We start from the raw sequence: 24,022 nt of genomic DNA on the forward strand, positions 1-24,022 counted from the left end.
ATCTTCCTGCTGGACCTGCATCTATTACCTTGACTTCTAACGAAACCACAGCATGTGTATCCACTCAAGGAAATAATACTTTATTTTTTTCGGGTCAAGTATTAGTAAACGGTAGTCCTACTCCTGGAGTAGTGGTCAGTTTTTCATTTAGTAACCCTTCTCTTGCTTTCATGGTTCCTCTTGCTGTCATTACCAATGCTTCAGGTAACTTTACCGCTGTATTTCTAGCCGCTAATGGACCTGGAACAGTAACCGTTACTGCTTCACTTCTTGACTCTCCTGGAACAATAGCTAGCGTCACGATTACCATTGTGAATTGTCCGTAATGGTTTTATTTTTAAGGACTACGCAATTTCTAATAAGATGAGCACTGATTTACAGTGCTCTTTTTTATCATTGGGATGTTACTTTCAAATCAGATTTCGTAACAACCTACTAAAATAACGCTTTTATTAAGAACTAATGATCTTTATATTTCTTAAACTTGTCATCACAGGTAATTTTTATAATTAGTTAATTTCTCAATATAGTTTGTGTATATAATTCCATTCAAAGATACATAATACCCACGTAACTATTTAAAAACACTTCGTTTTTATATCTAAGTTCAAAAAGGAGCTACATAACATGGATAAAAAAGATTTATTAAGTCAACAACTTAATCATGTGTCATTAGATGCGCTGAATACTCCTAGTAAGGCCCAAGAGCAAATGCAAGAATCATCTCAACAGGCACAGGTTTCAAACAAAAAGGACAGTACTGAATCTTTACATGTTGAGGATTTACCAATTTCAGATGTATATAAAACAACGAACAAATAATAAATTTTAAAGGGAAAAAACTTAAGAATAAGTAAACGTAATTTTTCCCTTTTCCTATTTTAAATAACACTTTTATATATAACCCGTACACATTATTAACATATTCACTATCAGAATTCCTGTTTCCCAAGGGATATCTCCAATTTTTCACTTTTCTCTCTACTAAATTTTTATTCTTAACAAAATTCAATTACTCCATTGAATAGACATATGTAATAATACTAGTATCATTTTTCTACTCCAAATATACTTCTTCCCTCTTCTCTTTTTATAAAAATAAAAATGAGCTCTATTTAAATAGAGCTCATTCCTAATTTTATAATTTACTAGACTGTAACCCCTGAATAAATGGAACTACTTCAGGATTTACAAGTGATGATAAATCCCCTAATTCTTTTCCTAAGTAAGCAGCTTTAATGACGCGTCGCATTACTTTAGAATTACGTGTTTTCGGTAAATCTTCTACAACGTGAATATCTTTTGGACATAATGCTTTTCCAATATGAGAGTTTACTAAACTCATTAATTCTTTCTTTAACTCTCCTGTGAATGTTACATTGTCCCTTAGTACTACAAAACAATGACAAACTTCACCTTTTACATCATCAGGTACACCAATCGCAGCAGCTTCTATGACATCATTATGCTTCACAAGAATAGATTCATATTCAGCCGGACCAATACGTTTTCCAGCAATGTTTAACGTATCATCTGAGCGTCCTGTAATAATATATTGCTCACCATCATAAATCACCCAGTCACCGTGAACCCATTTATTTTCAAATCTTGACCAATATGTGTTCACATAACGCTCATCGTCTTCCCAGAAACTTTTCGTCATACCAACCCAAGGTTTTTCTAAACATAATTCTCCAACTTCATCACGAATTGGATTACCTTGATCGTCTAGCACAACCGCTGCCATTCCTGGTAAACAGGCATTAAAACTAATCGGTGCAATTGGTTTGATAAGGACGTTTCCGAAAATCCCACCAGAAATTTCAGTTCCGCCTGAATAGTTACAAATTGGTACATTATTTTTTCCAACTGTTTCAAATAGCCACATCCAAGGATCTGGATTCCAAGGTTCACCTGTTGATGCGAATACTTCTAAACTCTTGAGCGAATGTTTATTCACATATTCATCACCTTTTGCCATTAACGCACGAATTAATGTTGGTGATATACCGAGATGTGTAATTTCATATTTATCAACTGTCTCCCATAAACGATCTGCCTCAGGGAAATCAGGAACACCTTCGTACATTACCATCGTTGCTCCATTAATAAGAGAGCCGAATAGTAAAAATGGTCCCATCATCCAGCCCATATCAGTTACCCATAATACACGGTCTCCTTGTTTGATATTCATTCCAAACCCTGCATCAAAAGCTGCTTTTAAAGGAAAACCAGCATGTGTATGTACTGTTCCTTTCGGTTTCCCAGTTGTTCCAGAAGTATATATAAGCATTAATGGGTCATCATTATGCATTTCTTCAGCATGTACAAATGGCTTTTCTTTTTCTAACGTATTCCACGAGAAATCATAATTATGCGGTGTATAGTCATTTCCTGCATGACGCACAATAACAACTTTTTCAACAGTTGGACAATGTTCACAAGCTTTATCTACTTCGTCTTTTAATGAAACAACTTTACCTCGGCGTGAAAAACCATCTGCAGTAATGATCATCTTCGATCCTGCCGCTTGTACACGTGTCATGACTGCATCAGACGCAAATCCTGAGAATATTGGTGAAATAATTGCACCGATTTTCATAACAGCTAGCATCGCAACAACTGTTTCTGGAATCATCGGCATATAAATTGTTACACGGTCACCTTTTTCAATACCAGCATGTTTCAAACCGTTTGCAACACGGCTTACCCAATTATCAAGTTCTTCATATGTAAATGATTTTGAAGTTCCATTTTCTCCCTCGTACTGAAGTGCTAGTTGTGTTCTTGTTTCATCATCTGCAAGCCAGCGTGATAAAACTGATTCTACAACGTTACATGTTCCGCCATTATACCACTGTGCAAACGGCGTACCATTCTCTAGGTCTAGCACGTCTGTATAAGGTTTCATCCATTGATAGCCTACCGCTTTCTCAGCTTCTCTCCAAAACCAAGCTGTTTCTTCGATTGACTTATTATAAAACGTTTCATAATCTTCATATCCCAATGATTTCATCCAACCATATAAACGCGTTTTTTCTTTATACTCTTCTGTTGGAAACCAAACTGCTTGTTTCAATGTTTTCCCCTCCTTGACTTTTTGAGCAAGAAAGCCCTAAATAGGGCTTTTAAACTGGATAAACAGGGTGTTTACGATCCGTAAATACTTGATATTTACTCATATACATTTCGAATCGTCCTTTTAACTCTTCTCTTAAATTGTTTGGATGAACAATACCATCAATGACCATCTCTGATGCTAAATGGTAAATGTCAATATCTTTCTTATACTCTTCTCGTTTTTCAGCAATGAAGCTATCACGCTCTTCTTCTGGTAAAGCTGCAATCTTATTTGCATATACAGCATTAACCGCTGCCTCTGGACCCATTACCGCAATAGAAGCTGTCGGTAATGCTAGGCAGCAATCTGGTTCAAAAGCTGGACCTGCCATTGCATATAAACCGGCACCGTATGCTTTACGAACAACGATAGAAATTTTCGGTACAGTTGCTTCACTCATTGCAGAGATCATTTTTGCACCGTGGCGAATAATACCAGCACGCTCTACTTTTGTACCAATCATAAATCCAGGTACATCTGCAAGGAATAATAATGGAATATGATATGCATCGCATAAATTAATAAACTTCGCTGCTTTATCAGCTGAATCGTGGAATAATACGCCGCCTTTCATACGCGGTTGATTTGCAATAATACCAACTGACTTACCATCAATACGTGCTAAGCCTGTAATGAGTTCTTGTGCAAATAATTTTTTCACTTCATAGAAAGAACCTTCATCAATAATTCTGTTAATGAGGTCTTTCATATTGAACGGAGCATTTTGATTTTCTGGAATGATTTGTTCTAACGTTTTATCGAATTGTTTCGGTTCTTGAGGTGTAACCAATGGAGTCTTTTCTAAGTAGTTGTTTGGAAAATATGAAATGTATTGTCTTGCTTGCGTAATCGCATCTTCTTCTGTTTTACACAAAACATCTCCGCATCCTGATACAGAGCAATGCATACGAGCTCCGCCCATCTCTTCTAAAGTTACCTTCTCACCGATAACCATTTCAGCCATACGAGGAGATCCTAAATACATAGATGCGTTCCCTTCTACCATCATTACAACGTCACAAAAGGCTGGAATATATGCACCACCAGCTGCAGAAGGCCCAAATAATAAGCATACTTGAGGAACTTTACCTGACAATTTCACTTGATTATAGAAGATTCTTCCTGCACCGCGGCGCCCTGGGAACATTTCTACTTGATCTGTAATACGCGCTCCAGCAGAGTCAACTAAATAAAATAACGGAACACGTAATTTTTCTGCCGTTTCTTGAATACGTAAAATCTTTTCAACTGTACGTGCGCCCCATGATCCTGCTTTTACAGTTGAATCATTTGCCATCACGCATGCCGTACGACCATGTATTTTACCCGTTGCTGTTATAACACCATCAGCAGGTAATCCTGTTTGTTCACAATTTGCAAATAATGCATCTTCTACATATTCACCATTATCAAATAAAAGAGCTAAGCGATCTCGAACGAATAGTTTTCCTTTTGCTTTATTTTGTTCATGATATTTTGGTGCGCCGCCTTGTTTAATCGTTTCAACTCGTTCTTCAAATGTATTCGATTGTTGTTTTTGGTCTAACATATTTACTCCCCCTTATACATTGGTGTGCGTTTTTCCTTGAATGCTTGTAATCCTTCTAATCTATCTTTCGTATGGATTACACCTTCATACGCTTGTTTTTCCATTTGTAATCCGGTATGTAAATCAACTTGAATACCGTTTGAAATTGCTTCTTTTGCTAATCGAACAGCAATTGGACCATTACTAGCAATTTTCTCTGCTATTTCAATCGCTTTTTCTTCAAGTAAATGAGCTGATACAACAAATTCTACTAGACCATATTCTTTCGCTTCTTGCGCTGAAATACGTCTGCCTGTATAAATTAATTCTTTCGCTCTGCCAACACCAATTAATCTTGGCAAACGCTGCGTACCACCTGCTCCTGGTATAATTGCAAGTGTAGTTTCAGTAAGACCAAGACTTGCAGTGTCTGAAGCAATTCTAAAATCACAAGCTAAACTTAATTCCGTACCACCACCAAGTGCGATTCCGTTTATAGCAGCAATAACTGGCTGTGGTAATTGTTCAATCATTTCCATAGTAGTGCGAATCATACTAACAGCATGGCGAACTTGTTCTTCATTCATACCAGCACGTTCTTTTAAATCAGCTCCGGCACAAAATGCTTTTTCACCAGCACCCGTTAGAATAACTACACGAGTATTTGACTCTTCACTTATTTGAGTTAATATGTTTTGTAATTCTTCTAATAACGCTAAAGATAAAGAGTTTGCTTGTCTTTCACGATATAATGAAATCTTTACAACGTTAGGTGTTACATAATCAACTGAAATGTTTTGTAATTGTAGCATCTTCTCACCTACTTATCGTTTTATGTTGAAGCGCTCTATACACATGACTCGGTAATTGGATATTTAATTTACTTTGAATAAATTGACTCGCTCTCAATAACTTCTCTTCATCAATATTCGTTTGGACACCTAACTTATGGAGCATATGTACTAAGTCATCGGTTGCAACATTTCCTGATGCTCCTGGTGCATATGGACATCCACCAAGACCACCACAAGAACTATCAAATGTTGTAATACCATATTCCAATGACTTAACTACATTCGCCAGAGCCATTCCGTACGTATTATGGAAGTGCATGGCAAACTGCGAAGCATCATATTTCTTTAATAAATGTTCTAAAACTCGCTCTACTTGTAACGGATTCGCTACACCGATCGTGTCACCAAGAGACACTTCATAAATGCCATATGAGAATAGTTTATTACATAATTCGTCAACTGCTTCGACACCTATGTCCCCTTCATAAGGACAACCAAACACTGTAGAAACATAGCCTCTTACCTTTTTACCTTCGAACGTTGCCTGCTTCGTTATATCTTCAATGACAACTAATGCTTCTTTAATTGATTTATTAATATTATTTTTATTATGAGATTCACTTGCTGATAAAAAAACATTCACCTCATCTACATTTTGCAAAAAAGCTCGTTCCAAACCATTTTGATTTGGAACAAGCGCTGCATATGTAACATTTGGATCCCTTTTCAGCTCAGAAAACACATCATTTGCATCTGCTAATGCAGGAACCCATTTAGGGTGAACGAATGAGGAAACTTCAACGTACGATAATCCCGCCTCTGTAAGTAATTGAATCCATTTTACTTTATCTTTTGTGCCAACAATCTTTTTTTCATTTTGTAAGCCATCACGTGGCCCGACTTCTTTAATGACAGCAAAATTAGGTAGTTTCAATTCGCTTCCCCCTATATCTCCCTATTCAATTTCTAGTAATACATCTCCTTCATTTACAAAGTCGCCTTCTTGCACATTAATTTTCATAACTGTGCCAGCTTCTTCTGAAATGATTGGAATTTCCATTTTCATAGATTCCAAAATGACGACATCCTGCTCTTCCTCTACTGTATCTCCTACTCCTACAACAATCTTCCATACATTTCCTGCCATCGATGCATATACTTTCGTCATCATTTTTTCCCCCTTAATATTGTTAAACCTTATTTTTTAACAAGTTGTTTCGTTACAAAACCCGTTGTATAAATACCACTTTTGAACACATCATCTTCCAATACTTGAATTAGCATTGGCGTATTCGTTTTAATACCTTCTACTTTTAATTCTTCTAGAGCATCATGTAATTTAGAAATTGCTTCTTCACGAGTTTCACCATGAGCGATGACTTTCGCAATCATTGGATCATAGAAAGGTGTAATCGTTACTTGATTCTCTAAAAAGTGATCAATACGAACATTCGTTGGCAGCGTTAAATTTGTAATTTTCCCAGGTGATGGGAAGAAAGTTTTCGGATCTTCTGCATAAATACGTGCCTCGATGGCATGACCACTACGTTTTACATCATCTTGTGTAAACGATAATTTCTCACCACAAGCAATTAGAAGTTGTTGTTCTACAAGATCTAAACCAGTAATTTCTTCTGTAACTGGATGCTCTACTTGTAATCTCGTATTCATCTCTAAGAAATAGAAATTTTTTTGATCATCAACTAAAAACTCAACTGTACCAGCATTTGTATATCCAAGAGCTTTGGCAGCTTGTACAGCGACTTCACCCATCGCTTTTCGTGTACCTTCATCTAAAAATGGTGAAGGTGCTTCTTCAATCACTTTCTGATTTCGGCGTTGTACTGAACATTCACGCTCCCATAAATACACTGTGTTACCATGTGTATCTGCTAAAAGCTGAATTTCAATATGGTGTGCATCTGCAATATAGCGCTCTAAATACATTTCTCCGTTACCGAAGAAATTTTGCGCTCTTGTTTTGTTACTTTCAAATGCTTTGGTGAGCGTTTGCTCAGTTTCCATCAACTGCATTCCAATGCCTCCGCCACCTGCGGATGCCTTCAGCATTAATGGATAACCAATTTGTTTTGCAATTTCAATTGCTTCTTCAGCAGTTTCAATATTTGTAGTAATACCTGGAACTACTGGGACATCTGCAGCTTGCATTGCAATACGAGATTCGATTTTACTTCCCATCTTCGTAATGATTTCTTCTGATGGACCGATAAATACAATCCCTTCTTCTCTACAGCGAACCGGAAAAGACGGATTCTCTGATAATAATCCATATCCCGGATGGATTGCTTCAGCATTTGTCTTCTTAGCTATTTCAATAATTTTTTCAAGGTTTAAATAGCTTTCTTGGACACGCGGCCCACCTACTAAGTAGGCTTCATTTGCCATTTTTACATGAAGGGCGTTTTCATCAGCCTCAGAATAAATAGCAACAGTGCGAATGCCCAGTTTTTGACAAGTTTTCATAATACGAACTGCGATTTCCCCGCGATTAGCAATTAATATTTTTTGAAACATAGTGATTCCTCCCTTTTATCTACATCCTAAATGTCTAGCAATTACGAGACGTTGAATTTCAGAAGTTCCTTCACCAATTTCTAATAGTTTTGCATCACGAATATGTCGTTCCACTTCATATTCACGCATATAGCCATATCCACCATGAATTTGTACTGCATGATTTGCAATACGGCTTGCTGCTTCAGATGCGAAAAGTTTTGCCATAGCCGCTTCTTTACCGAAAGGTTTATCGTTATCTTTTAACCAAGCTGCTTTATGTACTAAATTACGCGCTAGCTCTACTTCAGTCGCCATATCAGCTAATTTAAATTGAATCGCTTGGAAATTAGAGATTGATTTGCCGAATTGCTGACGTTCTTTCGCATATTGCAGTGCACGTTCAAATGCAGATTGTGCAATTCCTACTGCTAATGCTGCGATTGAAATACGTCCTCCATCAAGTGTATATAAGAATTGTTTAAATCCTTTATTTACATCACCAAGAATATTTTCTTTCGGTACACGTACACCATCAAGTACGATTTCACATGTATTAGAAGCACGAACACCCATTTTATCGTAAGGACTTGTGATCGTTAATCCTTCACTTGTAGTCGGTACAATAAATGCCGAAATGCGTTTTCTACCATTGTCTTCAACGCCGTTGACAGCGGTTACAATAATTGTATTTGCATACTCTGCATTTGTAATCCAACACTTTTCACCACTAATAACATATTCATCACCATCTAATACAGCTTTCGTTTGTGTACCACCTGCATCAGATCCAGCGTTTGGCTCAGTTAATCCGAAAGCACCTAACGTTTTACCTGACGCCATTGGAACTAAATATTTCTGTTTTTGTTCTTCTGTACCGAAATAATAAATTGGAGAAGCACCTAATGAAATTGTTGCAGCGTAACTTAGTCCTGTACCACCACAAGCACGACCAATTTCTTCAACTGCTAACGCGTACGATACAGTATCGCCACCTGAACCTCCATACTCTTCAGGGAATGGGATGCCTAATAATCCTAGTTCGCCCATTTTTTGAAATGTTTCATATGGAAATTCCGCAGTTTTGTCATAATACACAGCTTTCGGTGCGATTTCCTTTTCAGCAAAGTCACGTACCATTTCCTTAATCATTTGTTTTTCGCGAGTTAGAGTAAATTCCATTCCGCTACACACCCCTTATCGAATATTGAGTTTCGACAGCGTGCGAGTTTCTACTACAAACATTACGAATTAAAAGACACGAATATTAGTTAGATAATTGCTATAATTCTGTCATAACTTAATTTTAAAACAGATTCTGTACCAATGCACAAAAAAATTCCTACATTGTTCTACAACAACATAGGAAGTTTCGTGTCGAATTATGTAATTTATTGTTTAATAATCTCTACCTTTCCCCGAATCAGAAATTTCTACTAATGCTTCAGGGTATGGTTCAAAATATGTTTGTCTTAATAAATACTTATCGTCAAATCGAATGGCCCATGATTTTAAAATTGTAAGTAAGCTGCTAAGCGGGACTTTCTTTTCTATATACTTTTGTATCAAATCTAAAAAATGATCTTTTTCTTGTTTTTTCAACTTTGTTTTAAAATATCCAAAAATATGCTCACATACATTTACATTCGATGTATAGCGGGGGGTGCGCATAAATAATTCATATAAAGTCTTCTCATACTTATCAAATACAACTTCAATCGTTTCATTTTTTTGATTTGCAATAATACGCCCTAATTCTTTTTGTTTCACTTGATTATATGCCATAAATAAATACTTATAATCTGATTGAAATGATACGAGTTCTTTTATGTTTTTAGTATGTTTAATCATTTTGTAATGCGCGATAGTAAACAGTCTTGTAAAGAAATGTTCTCTTATAATAAAATTCGACAATCTCCCCTCTTCTTCAATTGGAAGATGCGAAAATTTTTTTATTACTGCTCCGCCAAATAAGCCAGATCCCTTTCCTTTTACTGGCGCTTTTTCAAAACCAGAATAAATTTTCACATCGCGCGTACCACAACTTGGCGAACGATTCTTTAAAATAAAACCATCTACATCAGGTATCGTTTGTAAAAAGTCTTTTGAAAATTGCTCCATTTTTTCAGTTACATCTGCCCGCGTCGACGGCTGCACAAGCTTATTCACACCATTTTCTTCTACAATTCGTATCGTTTCACGAGGAGTGCCCAACCCGATCTCGACTTCTGGACAAACAGGTATAAATGTAACAAATGGCTGCAAATTTCGTATTGTTACATCTGGAATTATCTCGCCATTATAACGACATGCATCAAATTCTAAACATTTACTTACAACAATTTTCGGCTTAGCAAATTGGCGCATCACATTACCTCCGTGGGGTTAATCCGTACAATATAAATTGAATCGTGTTTTCAATTTCCAATTCATCATCCCATTTTTCTTCAGGCAATAATAAAAAACGTGTTAATAGTAATCCTAATACAGCTGATAAAGTTAGACGTAATACAGAAGATGGAGGCATTTCAATAACTTCCCCTTTTTCTTGAAACTTTACAATCAACTTTTTAAAATGTGAAAGTAACTCTGTTTCTACTAAATGTTGTATTTCATTTTTCAATTCTGGCTGAAATGGCACTTCTTGAATTAATATTTTTATCATTGGAAAGTGCTTTTTTGCAAATTCAAAGCGATTATGAATAACAACTCTTAGTAGCCCTTCATACGATTCATATTCCGATTTAAATATTTCCTTTGCGAAGGCTTGTACGAAAAATGGTGCAGCAAATTTTGTTAATGTCGGCATGACGACCGCTAACAATAAATCCTTTTTCGTTTTATAGTAGCGGAAGATTGTTCCTTCCGCTACACCAGCACGCTTTGCAATTTCACTAGTTGATGTTGAAGCATATCCTTTTTCACCAAACATATCAACAGCCGCCTCTAATATACGCATTTGACGTTCATTTCGTTTATCCGTATTTGTTGCGGCTATTAATTCTTCTAACCAATCCTTCTTCATTTATAATGCCCCTTTGTATCATCATTATATTTTCCGATGTTTTTTTAATGCAAATACATTTCCTATTGCAAATAACAGAGAAAAAAGTAGTAATACAGTAAGATCTAATGCAATTTCTGTAAATCCTTGATTTCGAATCATCACTTGTCTCATTGCGTCAGCTCCATATGTGAGCGGAAATAGCTTCCCTAACATTTGGAGCCACTTATTCATAGCTTCAATTGGAAATAAACCAGAAAAGAAAATTTGTGGCACAATAACAAGCGGTATAAACTGGATCATTTGAAATTCGTTATTTGCGTATGCCGATAAAAACGTCCCTAAAGTTAATGCTGTTAAAGAAAGCATACATGTAATAAGTAGCGTTAGCCATATGGAGCCAGCTACATATAAATCTAAAATATAAACTGAAAAACTTACGATTATAACGGATTGTATAAATGCAAAGATTCCAAAACCAACAATATATCCTACAACTATTTCCCATCTTCTTACCGGAGTTGATAATAATCTTTCTAGAGTACCACTTAAACGTTCTCTTACGAAAGACACTCCAGATAAAATGAATACAAAGAAAAATGTAAAGAAACCGATTAATACAGGACCGAGCCCATCAAACATTGTAAAATCTTTAGAACCATGTAAATAATTCACTTCAGGTTTCATAATCGATACATCGTTCTTCTCTGTACTCTTTTGTAAAACTTGAAGTACAGCACGATTTTTTGATGAATCACTTCCTTCTAATACAATATGCATTTTTCCACTTTCTAAATGAATGACTGCATCTATCTTTTGTTTTTCCAACTCAGACATTGCCTTTCCTTTACTATATTCATAAATTGTCGCTTCCTGATTTTCCATCACTTTTACTACCTGAGCTGGCATATCAACAACTGCAATATGCGGTACATAGTCTTTTTGTGTAAATACTAGCGACAATAACCAAAGTAATAACATAGGTGCTCCAAACATCATGGCTAACGAACGCTTATCTCGAAAAAATTGGCGAATAATACGAATAATTACACCAGTAACTCTCATGATAGGGCCACCTCTTCCAACAAAAAGACATCTTCAATCCGTCTTGAAGATACCCGCTTTTTCAATTCTTCAGGCGTTCCAGTCGCAACTAGCTTTCCTTCTCTAATCAAGCCTAGACGCTCACAAAACTCAGCTTCATCCATAATATGCGTTGTTACAATAATGGTAGTGCCTTGCTTTTTAAGATCATAAAATTTTTCCCAGATTGTTTTTCTAAGAAGTGGATCTATCCCCACTGTTGGCTCATCTAAAATCAATATTTCAGGTTCATGAATGAGTGCTATCGCTAATGATAAACGCTTCTTCATCCCACCTGAAAAATGCTGTACTTGCTTTTTCATATGCTGTGATAATTGTACAAGGTCAAAAACCTCTTCAATTCTTTCTTTTTTATGCTTTCCCTTTAATCCATACATCGTTGCAATAAAATCTGCATTTTCATATGCTGATAGTTCTTCATATAACGCATCAGCCTGAGCCATATAACCAATTTTTTTCATTTCATTTAAATTAGGCATGTTCGTGTTGTAAACAAACACTTCACCTTCTGTTGCCTCATTAATACCTGCAATCATTTTAATAAGAGTCGTTTTCCCTGAACCAGAAGGCCCAACTAAACCAAATATCTCTGCTTTTTCAACTTGCAACGAAAGATTGTGTAACACTTCTTTTTTCCCAAAACTTTTTGACACAGTTCGCAAAATAATGGAAGGTTGCTGCACGTTTTATTCCCCCTTTTCTAAAAATGAGTGAGTACTCACTTTTATTTTACTCTTGCGTAATTATATGTCAAACTTCATTGATTAGTATGTATTTTCAATCTTAAACAATGAAACAGAGTCGACATTAGAATATCATTTCTTAAAGTCGACTCTGTTTCATTTACATTATATATTTTACTTTACGTTTTTAAATTCATATACTTTCTAATTCTAGCAACATCTAAAGAATATTCGATAACTAACTGCTGTAACGGTAAAATAACTGTGTCAGGATATAAATGTGCATATTGTAATGTTTCTGCATATTTTTCTAACCTTTTCTCTAAATACTTTATAATTTGATCAGGATGACTAACTAATAAACATTTACAATAATAATGTATTTGTTCCTCAATCGCCGTATATTCTTCAATTTCATATTCTTTATGCATGTGTACACCCCTTTAAGTTTTTTACGTGAATTACTTATCACAATTATCACTCGACAAATTTTAAGTTTTTTGATTATTTACACTATAACAAACTCTTCGGGTCAAATTTTGTTACTTTATGTAGCGTAGAAAATTTTTAACAAAATTGTAATGTTAACTTGGATAAATTACATATGGCTTATTTTCCTATACAAAAAGTCGTACAGTTCAATTTAACTGTACGACTACAAGTTCTGGTCTATTGAAAATCCTTTGCGGAATGATACTATTACCTAGTCCTCTACTTACTACCATAGACGTATTTTGTTTTTCATATAAACCGGCTGTATATGTGGGGAGAACCCCTTGATTTGGTGCAATTAAACCTCCGATAAATGGCAATCTAACTTGTCCTCCATGGGCATGCCCTGATAACACTAAATCTATTTGTTCATCAGCATACTCTGTTAAAAATTCAGGCCTATGGGATAGTAATACATTGTATGTATCCGGCTTCATTTCAAATTTCGCTTTTGAAATTTCATCTTTTACAACATTTCCTTCATCACGGTTTCCAGTTACAAATTCCGGATCATCAATACCAAGTAAATTTATTTTTTCTTCCTCTTTTTGAATAGTTACCTGTTCATTTCTTAAAACAGTAACATGGTGTTTCTTCAACTCTTTCTCCAAATCATTATATTTTCCTGACCATTTTTCATGGTTTCCTGTCACAAAATATATTTGATACTCCTTTACAAGTTCTCGTATTAATTCCATACTTACTTCTACATCATATGATTTACTGTCAATTAGATCACCTGTAATAACAATAATATCCGGATTTTCACCTTTTACTTTTTGAATTAAAGTTTCTTGACTGTCGCCAAATTTTTTATTATGTAAATCTGAAATTTTTAGAATTTTAAAACCTTTAAAAGAAGAGGGGATTTTATTAGATGTTATTTTAACTTCAGTTATACTTATTAAATTGTTCTGTACATATAAAAAGATACTAATACCTACTATTGTACCTATAAGTAATATGATTCTTTTAGTCTTCTTGTTCATTTTTCCTCCTAAAATCTTGATCAGTACTACAATGCTCAATAAACATTCCGCGCCCCACGAATTCAGAATAACTGAAACTTTTTAAGTGATTTGAAGTATTTTTCATAGTGTTTCTCTAATAAACACTTACTGCTGTTTTCCAATCTCATTCGTATTAACTGCTATAAAGTGTAGCTTTAATATCCTAGGTGTCCTGCATAATTGTATGATATCATGCTCATTTTCTAGTGGACTTATAACAAATCACTGGAAGCTCTTCATCATATTATCATTTATCTTACTTAGTTTGATAACGATATAATGATAATTCTTATAGTTTTTTATAAAAAAATTGTGTATTTTTCTCGAAATTTATAATATTTTTGCTTGTAAATATATTATTACCACTCCGATTTTAATTTGTTTAAAACGTGCATAGAGAGAATTGAAACACTAAATTACCTTATAAAAAGTTATTATTGTACCGTTTATTAGAAAATTGAAAAAATATATGTAGATAGATATCATTGTAAATGAATATATAATTAATTTTGATTTTCTGACATAATTCTTAACCTAGTTTTTGCGTGCATTATGAAATAAAATATTGCCCCATGTCAGTCTTTAAAAAATTATATATCATAACCTTAAGGGAGGAAGAAAACTATGAAGATGAAAAGAAAAATCATGATGACAACAGCACTTGCAGCTACGTTAGCTACAGGTGCACTACCTTCTACATCAGTGTTTGCTGCAGAAAAAGAGGCTCCTATCCAACAAAAAGAGGCACAAATGAGTATTCAACCATTAGCACAAAATAATTTAGAAACAGCTGTTAATGCTGCCTTAAATGGTCCAGAAGTCAAAAAAATAAAAGTATTTGAGCATGAATTTAATGTAAAAGAAATAGAAGTAGTAAATCTAGGTGGAGGAAAAAAATATGTTAAAGGACAAATTTCTCATCATTTAAGTTTCCGTCCAGATGATCAATTTTATTATGAGTTTACTGTGCAAGATGGAAAAGTAGTAGATAAGCCTGTATTTAATATTGATAGAGGTGGTTGGACACCATTTGCTGCTCCGCTTTTATCAATTCTTGCTGCGTATAATGGAATTCCAGTTAATCCAAATGATTTAAATGCACTTGGTCAGCAGCTTGGGAAAGTTATAGATGGAAGCTGGGAACATGCAGCTCAATCTATCGCAACTGTAGTTAGTCTAAGTTTTAATGAGTAGAATCTTTTAATCTTTATTACCATTGTAGGGACCACTTTTCCTGAATAGACTTGTTTTAAGAAATTCCTGAAACAGCTATAAATAGATTTTTACCGCTCACTCACATAATCTTAATTTGTTAACCACCTTATCATTCATAATATGTCACAAAATAGAAGTCTTTTTAAGGCTTCTGTTTTGTTTGTATACAATACAGCAAAAAGCTTATTTTTTACCTATCTATGCTTCAATTCTTTAAAAATCCATTTGGCAAATTATTACAATAAACTAATACTATCTCAAGTTAGCTCACTACCCCTTTTTCAATTACAAAAATTCATTACATTAGGAATAGAAAACAATAAATATAGTAAAAAGCCATCTTATTATAGCTATTGTTTAAAGGTTAGGAGAGATAAAATGAACAAAATAAAAATAAAAAATTTCTTTAAAGTTAGCATCCTCACTTGTTTTACACTAGCAAGTTTAAGTACACCATCTACAATTTCAGCTGATAGTCATCCAGGTTATTCCTATGAATCCAATATAGGTTATCAAAATCCATCATGGATGTCAGAAGTAGCAGATTCAACAAAATTAAGTGAAATATCTATTCCAGGCACTCATGGTACAATGGCTTTACATGGAGCAAGTTTTCTTGATGAAAATTTAACAAGAAATCAAACTATGAGTCTATCCCAACAATTAAATTCTGGAATTCGATATGTAGATATGCGCGTTAAACGTGTAAAAGATTCTTTTGCAATGTACCATGGTATTGTCAATCAAAAAGCAGTATTTGAAGATGTATTAAAAGAAGCAATCCAATTTTTGAAAGATTATCCGACAGAAACAATTTTAATGCGCTTAAAAGAAGAAACTACTCCCGAAAGTGGATCCCTATCATTTGAGGAGATATTTTTAAAATATAAAAACGGTAATGCTTCATATTTTTGGGATCCTAATTCCGTACCAATTATAGACAGAAACAACCCTACTTTAGGAGATATCCGGGGGAAAATTGTAATCTTACAAAACTTTACATCCCCTCAATTGTACGGGATTGATTACGATGGATTGAATATTCAAGATAAATTTGAAATTGGAAGCGGACCAGACGAAATATATGAAAAATGGAATGCGATAAAAAACCATTTACAAAGTGCAAATACTAACTATAATAATGGAAAAATATATCTTAATCATTTTAGTGGTACGGGTGGTGCAGCCGCATTTTTAAATAATGTATATCCTTGGTTTGTTGCAAGCGGAAAAGAGAATAGAAATACTGATAGTAACCCTAAGTTGATTCAAACGAATTCGACTCATGCTTGGATTGATTTCCCTCGCGATAGAAATGGGCAAGTATATTATGGTGGGATGAATACACTTGGGACCGAACTCTTACAACAAGGTGAAATTAGACATTCTGGTATTATCGCAGCTGATTTTCCTGGGCCAGGTTTAATTGATAGTATCATTAAATTAAATGGTGTACATTCAAATGAAAAAGAGATATTAATTTCGCAAATTTCATCCGAATCTAGTCCTTTATCCGGACAAAAAAATCGATCCAGTCAAAACTTTAAAATTGATAGTTTACCTGCAGGTACCAAAGAATTAAAATGGGTTATTGAGCCTTCAGAAATAGATCATCATTCTACTATCTCTTTCAATGTAATGATTGATGTTTCCCTAGGTACCGATTCTATTCGTTGGAAAAATATTTCACAGGGATCTAGGACTGAAGCTTACACAAATACAAAATATTATATCGCAAGTCCAATTGGTGCCACTAAGAAATTCACTGTAAAAATATACGCTATTACAAATTAGAAAAAAAGAATCCCAATGGGATTCTTTTTTGATTTCCTTTCGTAAGCATTAGATGGAGATTGAATTTATTTCTATATCATTTAAACCATTAAAGAATTTATATTTGGAACGACCGTTTATTTCCAATGAAAAACCCAAAAATGTTAACTATATTTTCCTACTTATCATTTATTCAAAACTGGCTTCCAAAGCGATAGGGCAAAAATCCAATTTGTGTCACCATTACCTTGATAATTTTGAACTGCTTCATACACTTTTCCCTCATATACTACTCTATCACCTTTAGTATATGCTTTTCTCGCATCCCATTTTTCATATGTGGAATCCTCAGCCTTTGTTGTTACATTCAATACATCACTTCTACTAGATTCATTTCCTGCTAAATCAACCGCTGTTACTACGTATTTATACGATGTATTAGCCTTCAATTCTTTATCCATAAAGGATGTATTATCCGTTGTCCCAATTTTATTCATAACTCCAGCACTTTCTCTATATACAATATAATGGTCTACTCCTACATTATCTTCAGACGGACTCCACATCAAATCAACAGTTGTCGCTGTTGTACTCATACTATGTAATCCTTTCGGTTGAGTCGGAGCTTCTTTATCTGGGGTTTCATTTGTTGTCTTAATCTTTAGTTCTTCACTTTCTTTTGATATGTTTCCAGCCGAGTCTAATGCCTTTATTGTATAGGTATATTCCGTATTTGCCTTTAGTTTTTTATCAATAAATGTTGTACCTGGTACCGTATCAATTACTTCTCCATTGCGTAACACTTGATATTCTTTTACACCTATATTATCCGTAGAGGCCTTCCACGTTAGTGCAACACTATTGGCAGTAACTTTAGACGCACTTAAACCATTTGGTTGACTTGGAGCTACTGTATCGGGAGTTTCATTATTTACTAGATTTACATCAATTACATTATAAAACGCATTTGACGTATCTGCTACGTCCCATACAGCTAAAATAACATGATAACCATTGCGATCAGTTGGTACATTAATTGTATGTGTTAAATTATTTGATGCGGCCGAACCGTCATGTTTCACAGTTCCAATTGGTTCTAATTCAGCACGTGTTAATGGTTTATTAGGATCCCACCCCTTTTTTGTAATGTAGTAATGCCATTTACTTGTAAGATGTGCAGCTGTATATTTCCATGTAAATGTATTTTCTCCACCCTTAATCGTATTTTTGAACCAGCGATTTGATGTTTGTTGGTCAAGAACTCCTCCAAACAGTCCTCCTGCCGAAGCGATTTTCCCATCAATCGGTCCACCATCTGGAAATCCTTTAGGTGCTTCTAAACTTTGAGGTTCGTACATTATATTTCCACAATTTACATTTAATGCTCCATAATTCTGACTACATAAAGCAGCACGACTGCTTGGCTTTTCAACAAATCCATGTGCATAGGCACTTTGAGGAATCATTGTAATGGCGGTCACCCCTGCAGCTAAAATACAAGCACCAATTACCTTTTTATTTTTTCTTAATCCTTCAAATTTAGATGTTAATTTCAAATTCATTCTTGTCCCCCCAATATATTATTGTTATCGCTAATATAATAGCAATATAGAGATAAATGAACAAATTACTAATAAATATACTAATATCTCTCATACATTGGTACATTTACTATTATTTTTAATCTCATATTAAAATAAAAATAAATATAATAAGTTTATTTTGTAACATTATGTATTAATAGTGGAATAAAAACCTCACTTAATTTCACAAAAAATTCAAATATTCATTGAGAGAATTGCATTTAATCTTATGTAGAAAAAATACACTTTTAAAGTAAAAAAGTCTGGAAGAAGCTGATAATATCAGTTTCTTCCAGACTTCACATTTCTGCTAGACAACATACAAACAAGTCATTTCCAAGGCTAAATTCACACATAATTTTTGAACCCTAAAAAAACAGAAATCCTTTAATCTTAGACATATACTTCTATAACCACATAACTAATGTAATTTATATTCTGATTAGCTTCAGGATGTACAAACTTATATATTAAAAATATCAGGCAGAATGAACTATCCACCACTTAGAAAAACTTAAAGTGGAAGCTTCTCAGTTCATCGACAAAAATAATCTTTCGTTTCCCCAACCGTTTGTCCAACTTAACTTTATATTCCTTTTTAATAGCTATCTCCTCCCCTAATAATCCTTACTATAAACAAATCATCGAGAGATTGATAAAGTAAGATAAAAAAAGAGAATTAAAAATCCATTTCCTTCCATAATATCACGCTAATTTATTGTATTATTTTTACCTAATAAGGTACAGGAACAAAGGGAAAAACTTCAGTATGCTTGAGATTTATATAAATAAATACAAACGTTTTTAGGGTGAAACGTTTAAAGGGTACATTACTGAATTTTTATTAAATGTTCCTGTACCTAGTATTTAAATTAACTTATGTCAAAATATTTTACAATACAAGTATGAAACGTTACATATTTCTATATTTAATGATACATTTCATCAACGTATCTCCCCTAATCTTTATGCTAAATATAGAAATTTAAGCTCATTGAGATATAATTTTAGAATTCTCATAATAACAAATGAATAGAATAGGCACATAACTGTCACAAATTAATGACTTATCCATTTTCTCAACCATAAAAACTTTATTATCGCTTCAATATTTACCCTTAAACTAAAACACATCTATAGCTACAACTAGTTAATAATCTTTCAAAAGTCTCTATAGTTTTATATTTTTTATTTTTTTATTGTACATTTGTACATTTGATGTTAGGATTATGCCTATTAAAATTGAATCCTAACGATTCTTCTTTATAATTCCTATATTTTTATTATCAAATAAAAATATAGGTTCTAAAACACGATCAAAAATCAAAACAAAAAATGGCATCATTTCACAATGATGTCATGAAATACCTTTAGAATGGAAAGATGTATGCAACAACGTGTTAAGGGGTTACAGGGGGAACAAAAATGAGAGACTTTTTTGATGATAAGTATAAAAATATTGAATTAAAAAGGAGGTTAATCAATTTAATAAGTGAAATTAGCGAGTTCAAAGGAAAATTAGCTGCTTATCAGGAACAAAACCCTGACATATTTAATAGTTTAGAAAAAACTATACCGCTACATTACATAAAAAATTTCACTACTATTTATGAGGATATAAAAGTTCCTCATAAAAGATTAAAAGAACTTATTTTAGATGATATAGTACCTCAAAACATTTCGGAAGATGCTATTTTTTGTTATTATCAAACACTTTCTTTTGTACATAAAAACTCCTGTACTTTATCAATTAATCCAGCAACTATACAGGAATTACATTTTCAATTAATACATTACATTACCTCTGACAGTGCCAAATGGCGTGAAAAACCCTTTATTATTCCAGGTATTCCTGAGCATGGAATGCACTTGAATAGTTACCGCATTCTTCCACATGAACTAATTCCACAGTTTATGGAGCAATTATGTGATCAATACAACTCATTAAATACTAGTAAGGGGCTACATTCGCTTTTATTAATAGCTCGTTTTATATTAAATTTTTATTGCATAGTCCCTTTCAATCAGGGTAATGGCAGGCTAGCATTTATGTTAATGCAGTTGCTGCTAATTAAGAGTGGACATACATTTGTAAAATATGTATGTTTGGATAAATATATTAAGAAAAATGAATCAGAATATTACAATTCGATTTATAAATCTTCGGTAAATTGGTACTGTGAGGAACATAATAGTAGCTTTTGGTTAAAAACGTTTTTAACTATTATATTAGAGGCTTACAAAGATCTGCATAACAACGTTCTAGATTCTATATGTAAACATACTAAAGTTGAAAGAATTCAGGATTTTATACTTAAACAAAAACAACCCTTTACTAAGGAAAGTATTCGTAACAGATATCCAGACATTGCAGAGAGCACAATTAGTAAGGCTTTAAATTCCTTGCAATTATTTGGCCAGATTAGGTTAGTTACAAAAGGAAGGAACGCAAAGTGGACTAAAGTTTGACCATATTTTTAAAACTCTTACAGCTCAAAAATTCAATTATAACGTTAGCAATCGTTCCCATGATTTTGGGCTCAAATTCATTGAATTACATTCTAATTTTAAGCTATTATTACTGCTTTAATTAATTCTAATTCCTAAACAACATTTTATAGGAAAAGGTACGTTTCCCTCCATCTTTTCCTATAAAAATATTAGATATTAACACATAAAGATTGTCGAAAAAAGTCGTAATTTAATATTTTTTCTTTATTTTCTGGTTGTAAACGTTTCATTTTCATGTTACCATCTTAATCAAACAATAGATGGTAATAAAACTGAAAGTATTTCTTTCCCTTAGAAACATATAAACGTACGGTAATATCAAGAAAATAAGGCCAAAGAAATATTTGATACCTACCATAATAACCAATAAGAATTTTGCGCATCAATATTTCTGTTAATTCAGAAAAACATTTTGTCCCTAAACAAAATTTATTAGCGCGCAAAATTCAATTACACTAGAACACCCAAATAAATGTAATTTCCTTTTTTATCGAGCATTAAGATATGAAAAAAGTTCTTCCTAAAAAATTCAACTGATTAACTTAAAGACATCTATATTATTACCTTAAATGCCATCTATTGTTGATAACACATTTACCAACTATGAAAAAGAGCCCATCAAGGGTTCTTTTTTATTATAATCATTCAAATTTCAATGCTAACTTGATACTTAGATTTGCACACAAATCACCTCCACTTTTATTGCTCTCAATTTTTAATTTTCATTCCCAATTTGTTTAAATTTGTGAATAAAATTCCATCAAATAAAAATAATAAATACAACTAATCGTTACATATTAAAGAGGTGTCAATATTGTCCTTAAATGAAGAGACCTTAGAAACTAAAACAAATAATACCATTGAAAAAATCCAAACAAGTAACTTAGAAGAACTTAAAAATACTTTAGTTAATATCTTTGATATTAGTGCCGATTTAATTGAACATCCTTTGCAATTAAAAACTCACACGAATATTTTACTATATTATTTTGAAGGCCTTACAGATGGTGTCGCTTTAAAAGGCAATGTTGTTACACCATTATTACAAAAAGTAAATGAAGACAGTCAAATATTCAATTCTAATATTATTGCTACTCATACCAAAATAGTATATACATGGAATGAAATTAAAGAAGGATTACTTGAGGGTCAATGTGTACTGTTTATGGAGGGAGAAAAGCGGTCACTTCTAATAAATACAAAAGGTTGGGCAGAGAGAGCAATTCAAGAGCCAATTTCAGAAGTTACTATTAAAGGATCACATGATGGATTTATTGAGAACGCCACAAAAAATATAGGCCTAATTCGTCGTTATATTCCTTCTACAGAGTTGAAAATCAAAAAGCTGACGATTGGAGAACGAGCCACTTCATTAGTCTATTTAATTTACTTAGGTGATGTTGCGAGCGCAGATGTAGTCCAAGAAATAGAAACTAGAATCTGTAAAATTAAAACGGATGCGGTATTGAGCATTGGAGAACTATCTAATTATACAAAAGATCAAAATTGGACTCCTTTTCCACAGGCTTATTTAAGCGAACGTCCAGATGCGATTTCAAATCATTTACTTGATGGGAAAGTGGCAGTGATAATGGATAGATCCCCTGGTGCAATGATTGTTCCAATGAATTTAATCGGATTTTTTCAAACTCCAGATGACTATAATATACATTGGCTCATTGCATCATTTTTTCGCTTATTACGATTTGCAGGATTTATTATAGCCATTTTTTTACCGGCATTTTATATTGCTATAGTCTCTTTTCACTTTGAAATCATTCCAATAGATTTATACACTTCTATTGCAACGTCAAGAGTCAAAGTCCCTTTCTCTCCCCTATTGGAAGCTTTTATAATGGAAATTACACTCGAAATGCTACGTGAAGCTGGTATTCGCTTACCACAACCAATTGGACAAACAATTGGAATTGTTGGAGGGATTGTAATTGGGCAGGCGGCTGTTCAAGCTGGTCTTGTGAGTAACGTTATGGTTATTATCGTATCTATTACCGCCATTGCATCATTTATTGTTTCTAATTATGACTTATCAAGTTCTATACGCCTTATTCGTTTTCCAATGATGTTATTGGCATACTTTTATGGGATTGTAGGTATTGTTAGTGGATTAATGCTTTTATTTGCTCATTTTGTTTCACTAACTTCGTATGGTTCACCATACGGATTGCCAATAGCACCATTTCGGCTTCAAGAGTTAAAAGATTCTTTTGTAAGATTTCCTATTTCTATGATTACCACCCGCTCAAGTACAGGACAGCCGAAACAAAAAAAGAAAAAAGAAGGTGGTTCGCATGGGGAATCTTAAATTTCAAAACATAACTTTATTTGAATTTATTGTTTTCATCCATTCACTGCAACTTGCATCAGGTATGTTAATTATGCCAAGTCCACTTGCTACTACGGCTGGCACAGATGGTTGGATATCTATCATCCTTGGATGGATAACTACTTCTATAATCGGTGTATTTATTATTTTAATGTTACAAAAAAATCCTAACAAAAATTTCTCACAAATCTTAAAAACATACTTTGGTAAATGGGTAGGGACAATTCTTTTTCTTTTATATGCTTTTTATCTATTTTTTGTTGGCTTTAATACTTTATTAAAAGCAACTGATATTGTAAAAGTATGGATATTCCCTTCCACTCCTGCTTATCAAATCACCATATTA

Annotated in this window: 21 protein-coding genes; 6 read left to right on the plus strand and 15 right to left on the minus strand. The window is 33.6% G+C overall.

Annotated features, from left to right (window positions below; genetic code table 11):
• Nucleotides 1–94: 94 nt before the first annotated feature.
• Nucleotides 95–310, minus strand: a complete 216-nt coding sequence (locus tag MR113_RS21625) for a hypothetical protein (protein WP_002085442.1) — start codon at nt 308–310, stop codon at nt 95–97.
• Between the two features lie 317 nt (nt 311–627).
• Here MR113_RS21625 and MR113_RS21630 point away from each other — a divergent pair, with 317 nt between their 5' ends.
• A complete protein-coding gene (locus MR113_RS21630) occupies nt 628–822 on the plus strand; it encodes a hypothetical protein (protein ID WP_242256770.1) in 195 nt (64 codons plus the stop codon).
• Between the two features lie 316 nt (nt 823–1,138).
• On the opposite strand, the gene MR113_RS21635 is transcribed toward MR113_RS21630, so the two are convergent.
• The 13 genes from MR113_RS21635 to MR113_RS21695 form a co-directional block, all read right to left on the minus strand.
• The gene (locus tag MR113_RS21635; protein ID WP_242256772.1) at nt 1,139–3,079 is read right to left on the minus strand and encodes an AMP-binding protein; all 1,941 of its coding nucleotides are present in this window, start codon (nt 3,077–3,079) and stop codon (nt 1,139–1,141) included.
• Between the two features lie 49 nt (nt 3,080–3,128).
• Nucleotides 3,129–4,670 (minus strand): acyl-CoA carboxylase subunit beta, encoded by a 1,542-nt coding sequence (locus tag MR113_RS21640; protein WP_242256774.1) that lies wholly within the window; start codon nt 4,668–4,670, stop codon nt 3,129–3,131.
• Between the two features lie 2 nt (nt 4,671–4,672).
• Nucleotides 4,673–5,461, minus strand: a complete 789-nt coding sequence (locus MR113_RS21645; RefSeq protein WP_242256776.1) for an enoyl-CoA hydratase — start codon at nt 5,459–5,461, stop codon at nt 4,673–4,675.
• A gap of 4 nt (nt 5,462–5,465) precedes the next feature.
• Nucleotides 5,466–6,377, minus strand: a complete 912-nt coding sequence (mvaB, locus tag MR113_RS21650; RefSeq protein ID WP_242256779.1) for a hydroxymethylglutaryl-CoA lyase — start codon at nt 6,375–6,377, stop codon at nt 5,466–5,468.
• A 21-nt stretch (nt 6,378–6,398) separates the two neighbouring features.
• On the minus strand, nt 6,399–6,614 hold the full coding sequence (locus MR113_RS21655) for an acetyl-CoA carboxylase biotin carboxyl carrier protein subunit (RefSeq protein WP_001987345.1): 216 nt from the start codon (nt 6,612–6,614) through the stop codon (nt 6,399–6,401).
• A 26-nt stretch (nt 6,615–6,640) separates the two neighbouring features.
• Nucleotides 6,641–7,978, minus strand: a complete 1,338-nt coding sequence (locus MR113_RS21660; protein WP_061680409.1) for an acetyl-CoA carboxylase biotin carboxylase subunit — start codon at nt 7,976–7,978, stop codon at nt 6,641–6,643.
• 15 nt (nt 7,979–7,993) lie between these two features.
• Entirely contained in the window at nt 7,994–9,139 is a 1,146-nt protein-coding gene (locus MR113_RS21665; RefSeq protein ID WP_097819218.1) for an acyl-CoA dehydrogenase, read from the minus strand.
• A 216-nt stretch (nt 9,140–9,355) separates the two neighbouring features.
• Nucleotides 9,356–10,324 (minus strand): YbgA family protein, encoded by a 969-nt coding sequence (locus tag MR113_RS21670; RefSeq protein WP_242256781.1) that lies wholly within the window; start codon nt 10,322–10,324, stop codon nt 9,356–9,358.
• Between the two features lie 4 nt (nt 10,325–10,328).
• On the minus strand, nt 10,329–10,982 hold the full coding sequence (locus MR113_RS21675) for a TetR/AcrR family transcriptional regulator (RefSeq protein ID WP_242256782.1): 654 nt from the start codon (nt 10,980–10,982) through the stop codon (nt 10,329–10,331).
• 24 nt (nt 10,983–11,006) lie between these two features.
• Nucleotides 11,007–12,026, minus strand: coding sequence for an ABC transporter permease (locus MR113_RS21680; protein WP_242256784.1), 1,020 nt, complete (start codon nt 12,024–12,026; stop codon nt 11,007–11,009).
• Nucleotides 12,023–12,748, minus strand: coding sequence for an ABC transporter ATP-binding protein (locus MR113_RS21685; protein WP_097819222.1), 726 nt, complete (start codon nt 12,746–12,748; stop codon nt 12,023–12,025). Before MR113_RS21685 ends, MR113_RS21680 begins: the two co-directional genes overlap by 4 nt.
• A gap of 179 nt (nt 12,749–12,927) precedes the next feature.
• Nucleotides 12,928–13,179, minus strand: a complete 252-nt coding sequence (locus tag MR113_RS21690) for a hypothetical protein (RefSeq protein WP_000548621.1) — start codon at nt 13,177–13,179, stop codon at nt 12,928–12,930.
• Between the two features lie 207 nt (nt 13,180–13,386).
• Nucleotides 13,387–14,229 (minus strand): metallophosphoesterase, encoded by an 843-nt coding sequence (locus tag MR113_RS21695; protein ID WP_242256787.1) that lies wholly within the window; start codon nt 14,227–14,229, stop codon nt 13,387–13,389.
• Nucleotides 14,230–14,874: 645 nt separating this feature from the next.
• Between MR113_RS21695 and MR113_RS21700 the strand changes: the two genes are divergently transcribed.
• Nucleotides 14,875–15,444: a methyltransferase gene (locus tag MR113_RS21700; RefSeq protein ID WP_073515827.1), complete on the plus strand. Its 570-nt coding sequence runs from the start codon at nt 14,875–14,877 to the stop codon at nt 15,442–15,444.
• Nucleotides 15,445–15,843: 399 nt separating this feature from the next.
• Nucleotides 15,844–17,259 carry a phosphatidylinositol-specific phospholipase C gene (locus tag MR113_RS21705; RefSeq protein ID WP_242256789.1) on the plus strand — a complete coding sequence of 472 codons (1,416 nt, stop codon included), beginning with the start codon at nt 15,844–15,846 and terminating at the stop codon, nt 17,257–17,259.
• A gap of 164 nt (nt 17,260–17,423) precedes the next feature.
• Here MR113_RS21705 and MR113_RS21710 read toward each other — a convergent pair whose 3' ends face one another.
• Entirely contained in the window at nt 17,424–18,800 is a 1,377-nt protein-coding gene (locus tag MR113_RS21710) for a lytic polysaccharide monooxygenase (RefSeq protein ID WP_242256791.1), read from the minus strand.
• A 1,446-nt stretch (nt 18,801–20,246) separates the two neighbouring features.
• Here MR113_RS21710 and MR113_RS21715 point away from each other — a divergent pair.
• The 3 genes from MR113_RS21715 to MR113_RS21725 form a co-directional block, all read left to right on the plus strand.
• Entirely contained in the window at nt 20,247–21,290 is a 1,044-nt protein-coding gene (locus MR113_RS21715) for a Fic family protein (RefSeq protein ID WP_242256793.1), read from the plus strand.
• Between the two features lie 856 nt (nt 21,291–22,146).
• Complete coding sequence (locus MR113_RS21720; RefSeq protein WP_242256795.1) at nt 22,147–23,655, plus strand: spore germination protein; 1,509 nt, start codon at nt 22,147–22,149, stop codon at nt 23,653–23,655.
• Nucleotides 23,642–24,022, plus strand: a 381-nt coding sequence (locus MR113_RS21725) for a GerAB/ArcD/ProY family transporter (RefSeq protein ID WP_242256797.1), incomplete at its 3' end; no start/stop codon positions are given. The genes MR113_RS21720 and MR113_RS21725, both read left to right, overlap by 14 nt.

This window comes from Bacillus cereus group sp. BfR-BA-01379 (assembly GCF_022663605.1).
Lineage (GTDB): Bacteria > Bacillota > Bacilli > Bacillales > Bacillaceae_G > Bacillus_A > Bacillus_A mobilis.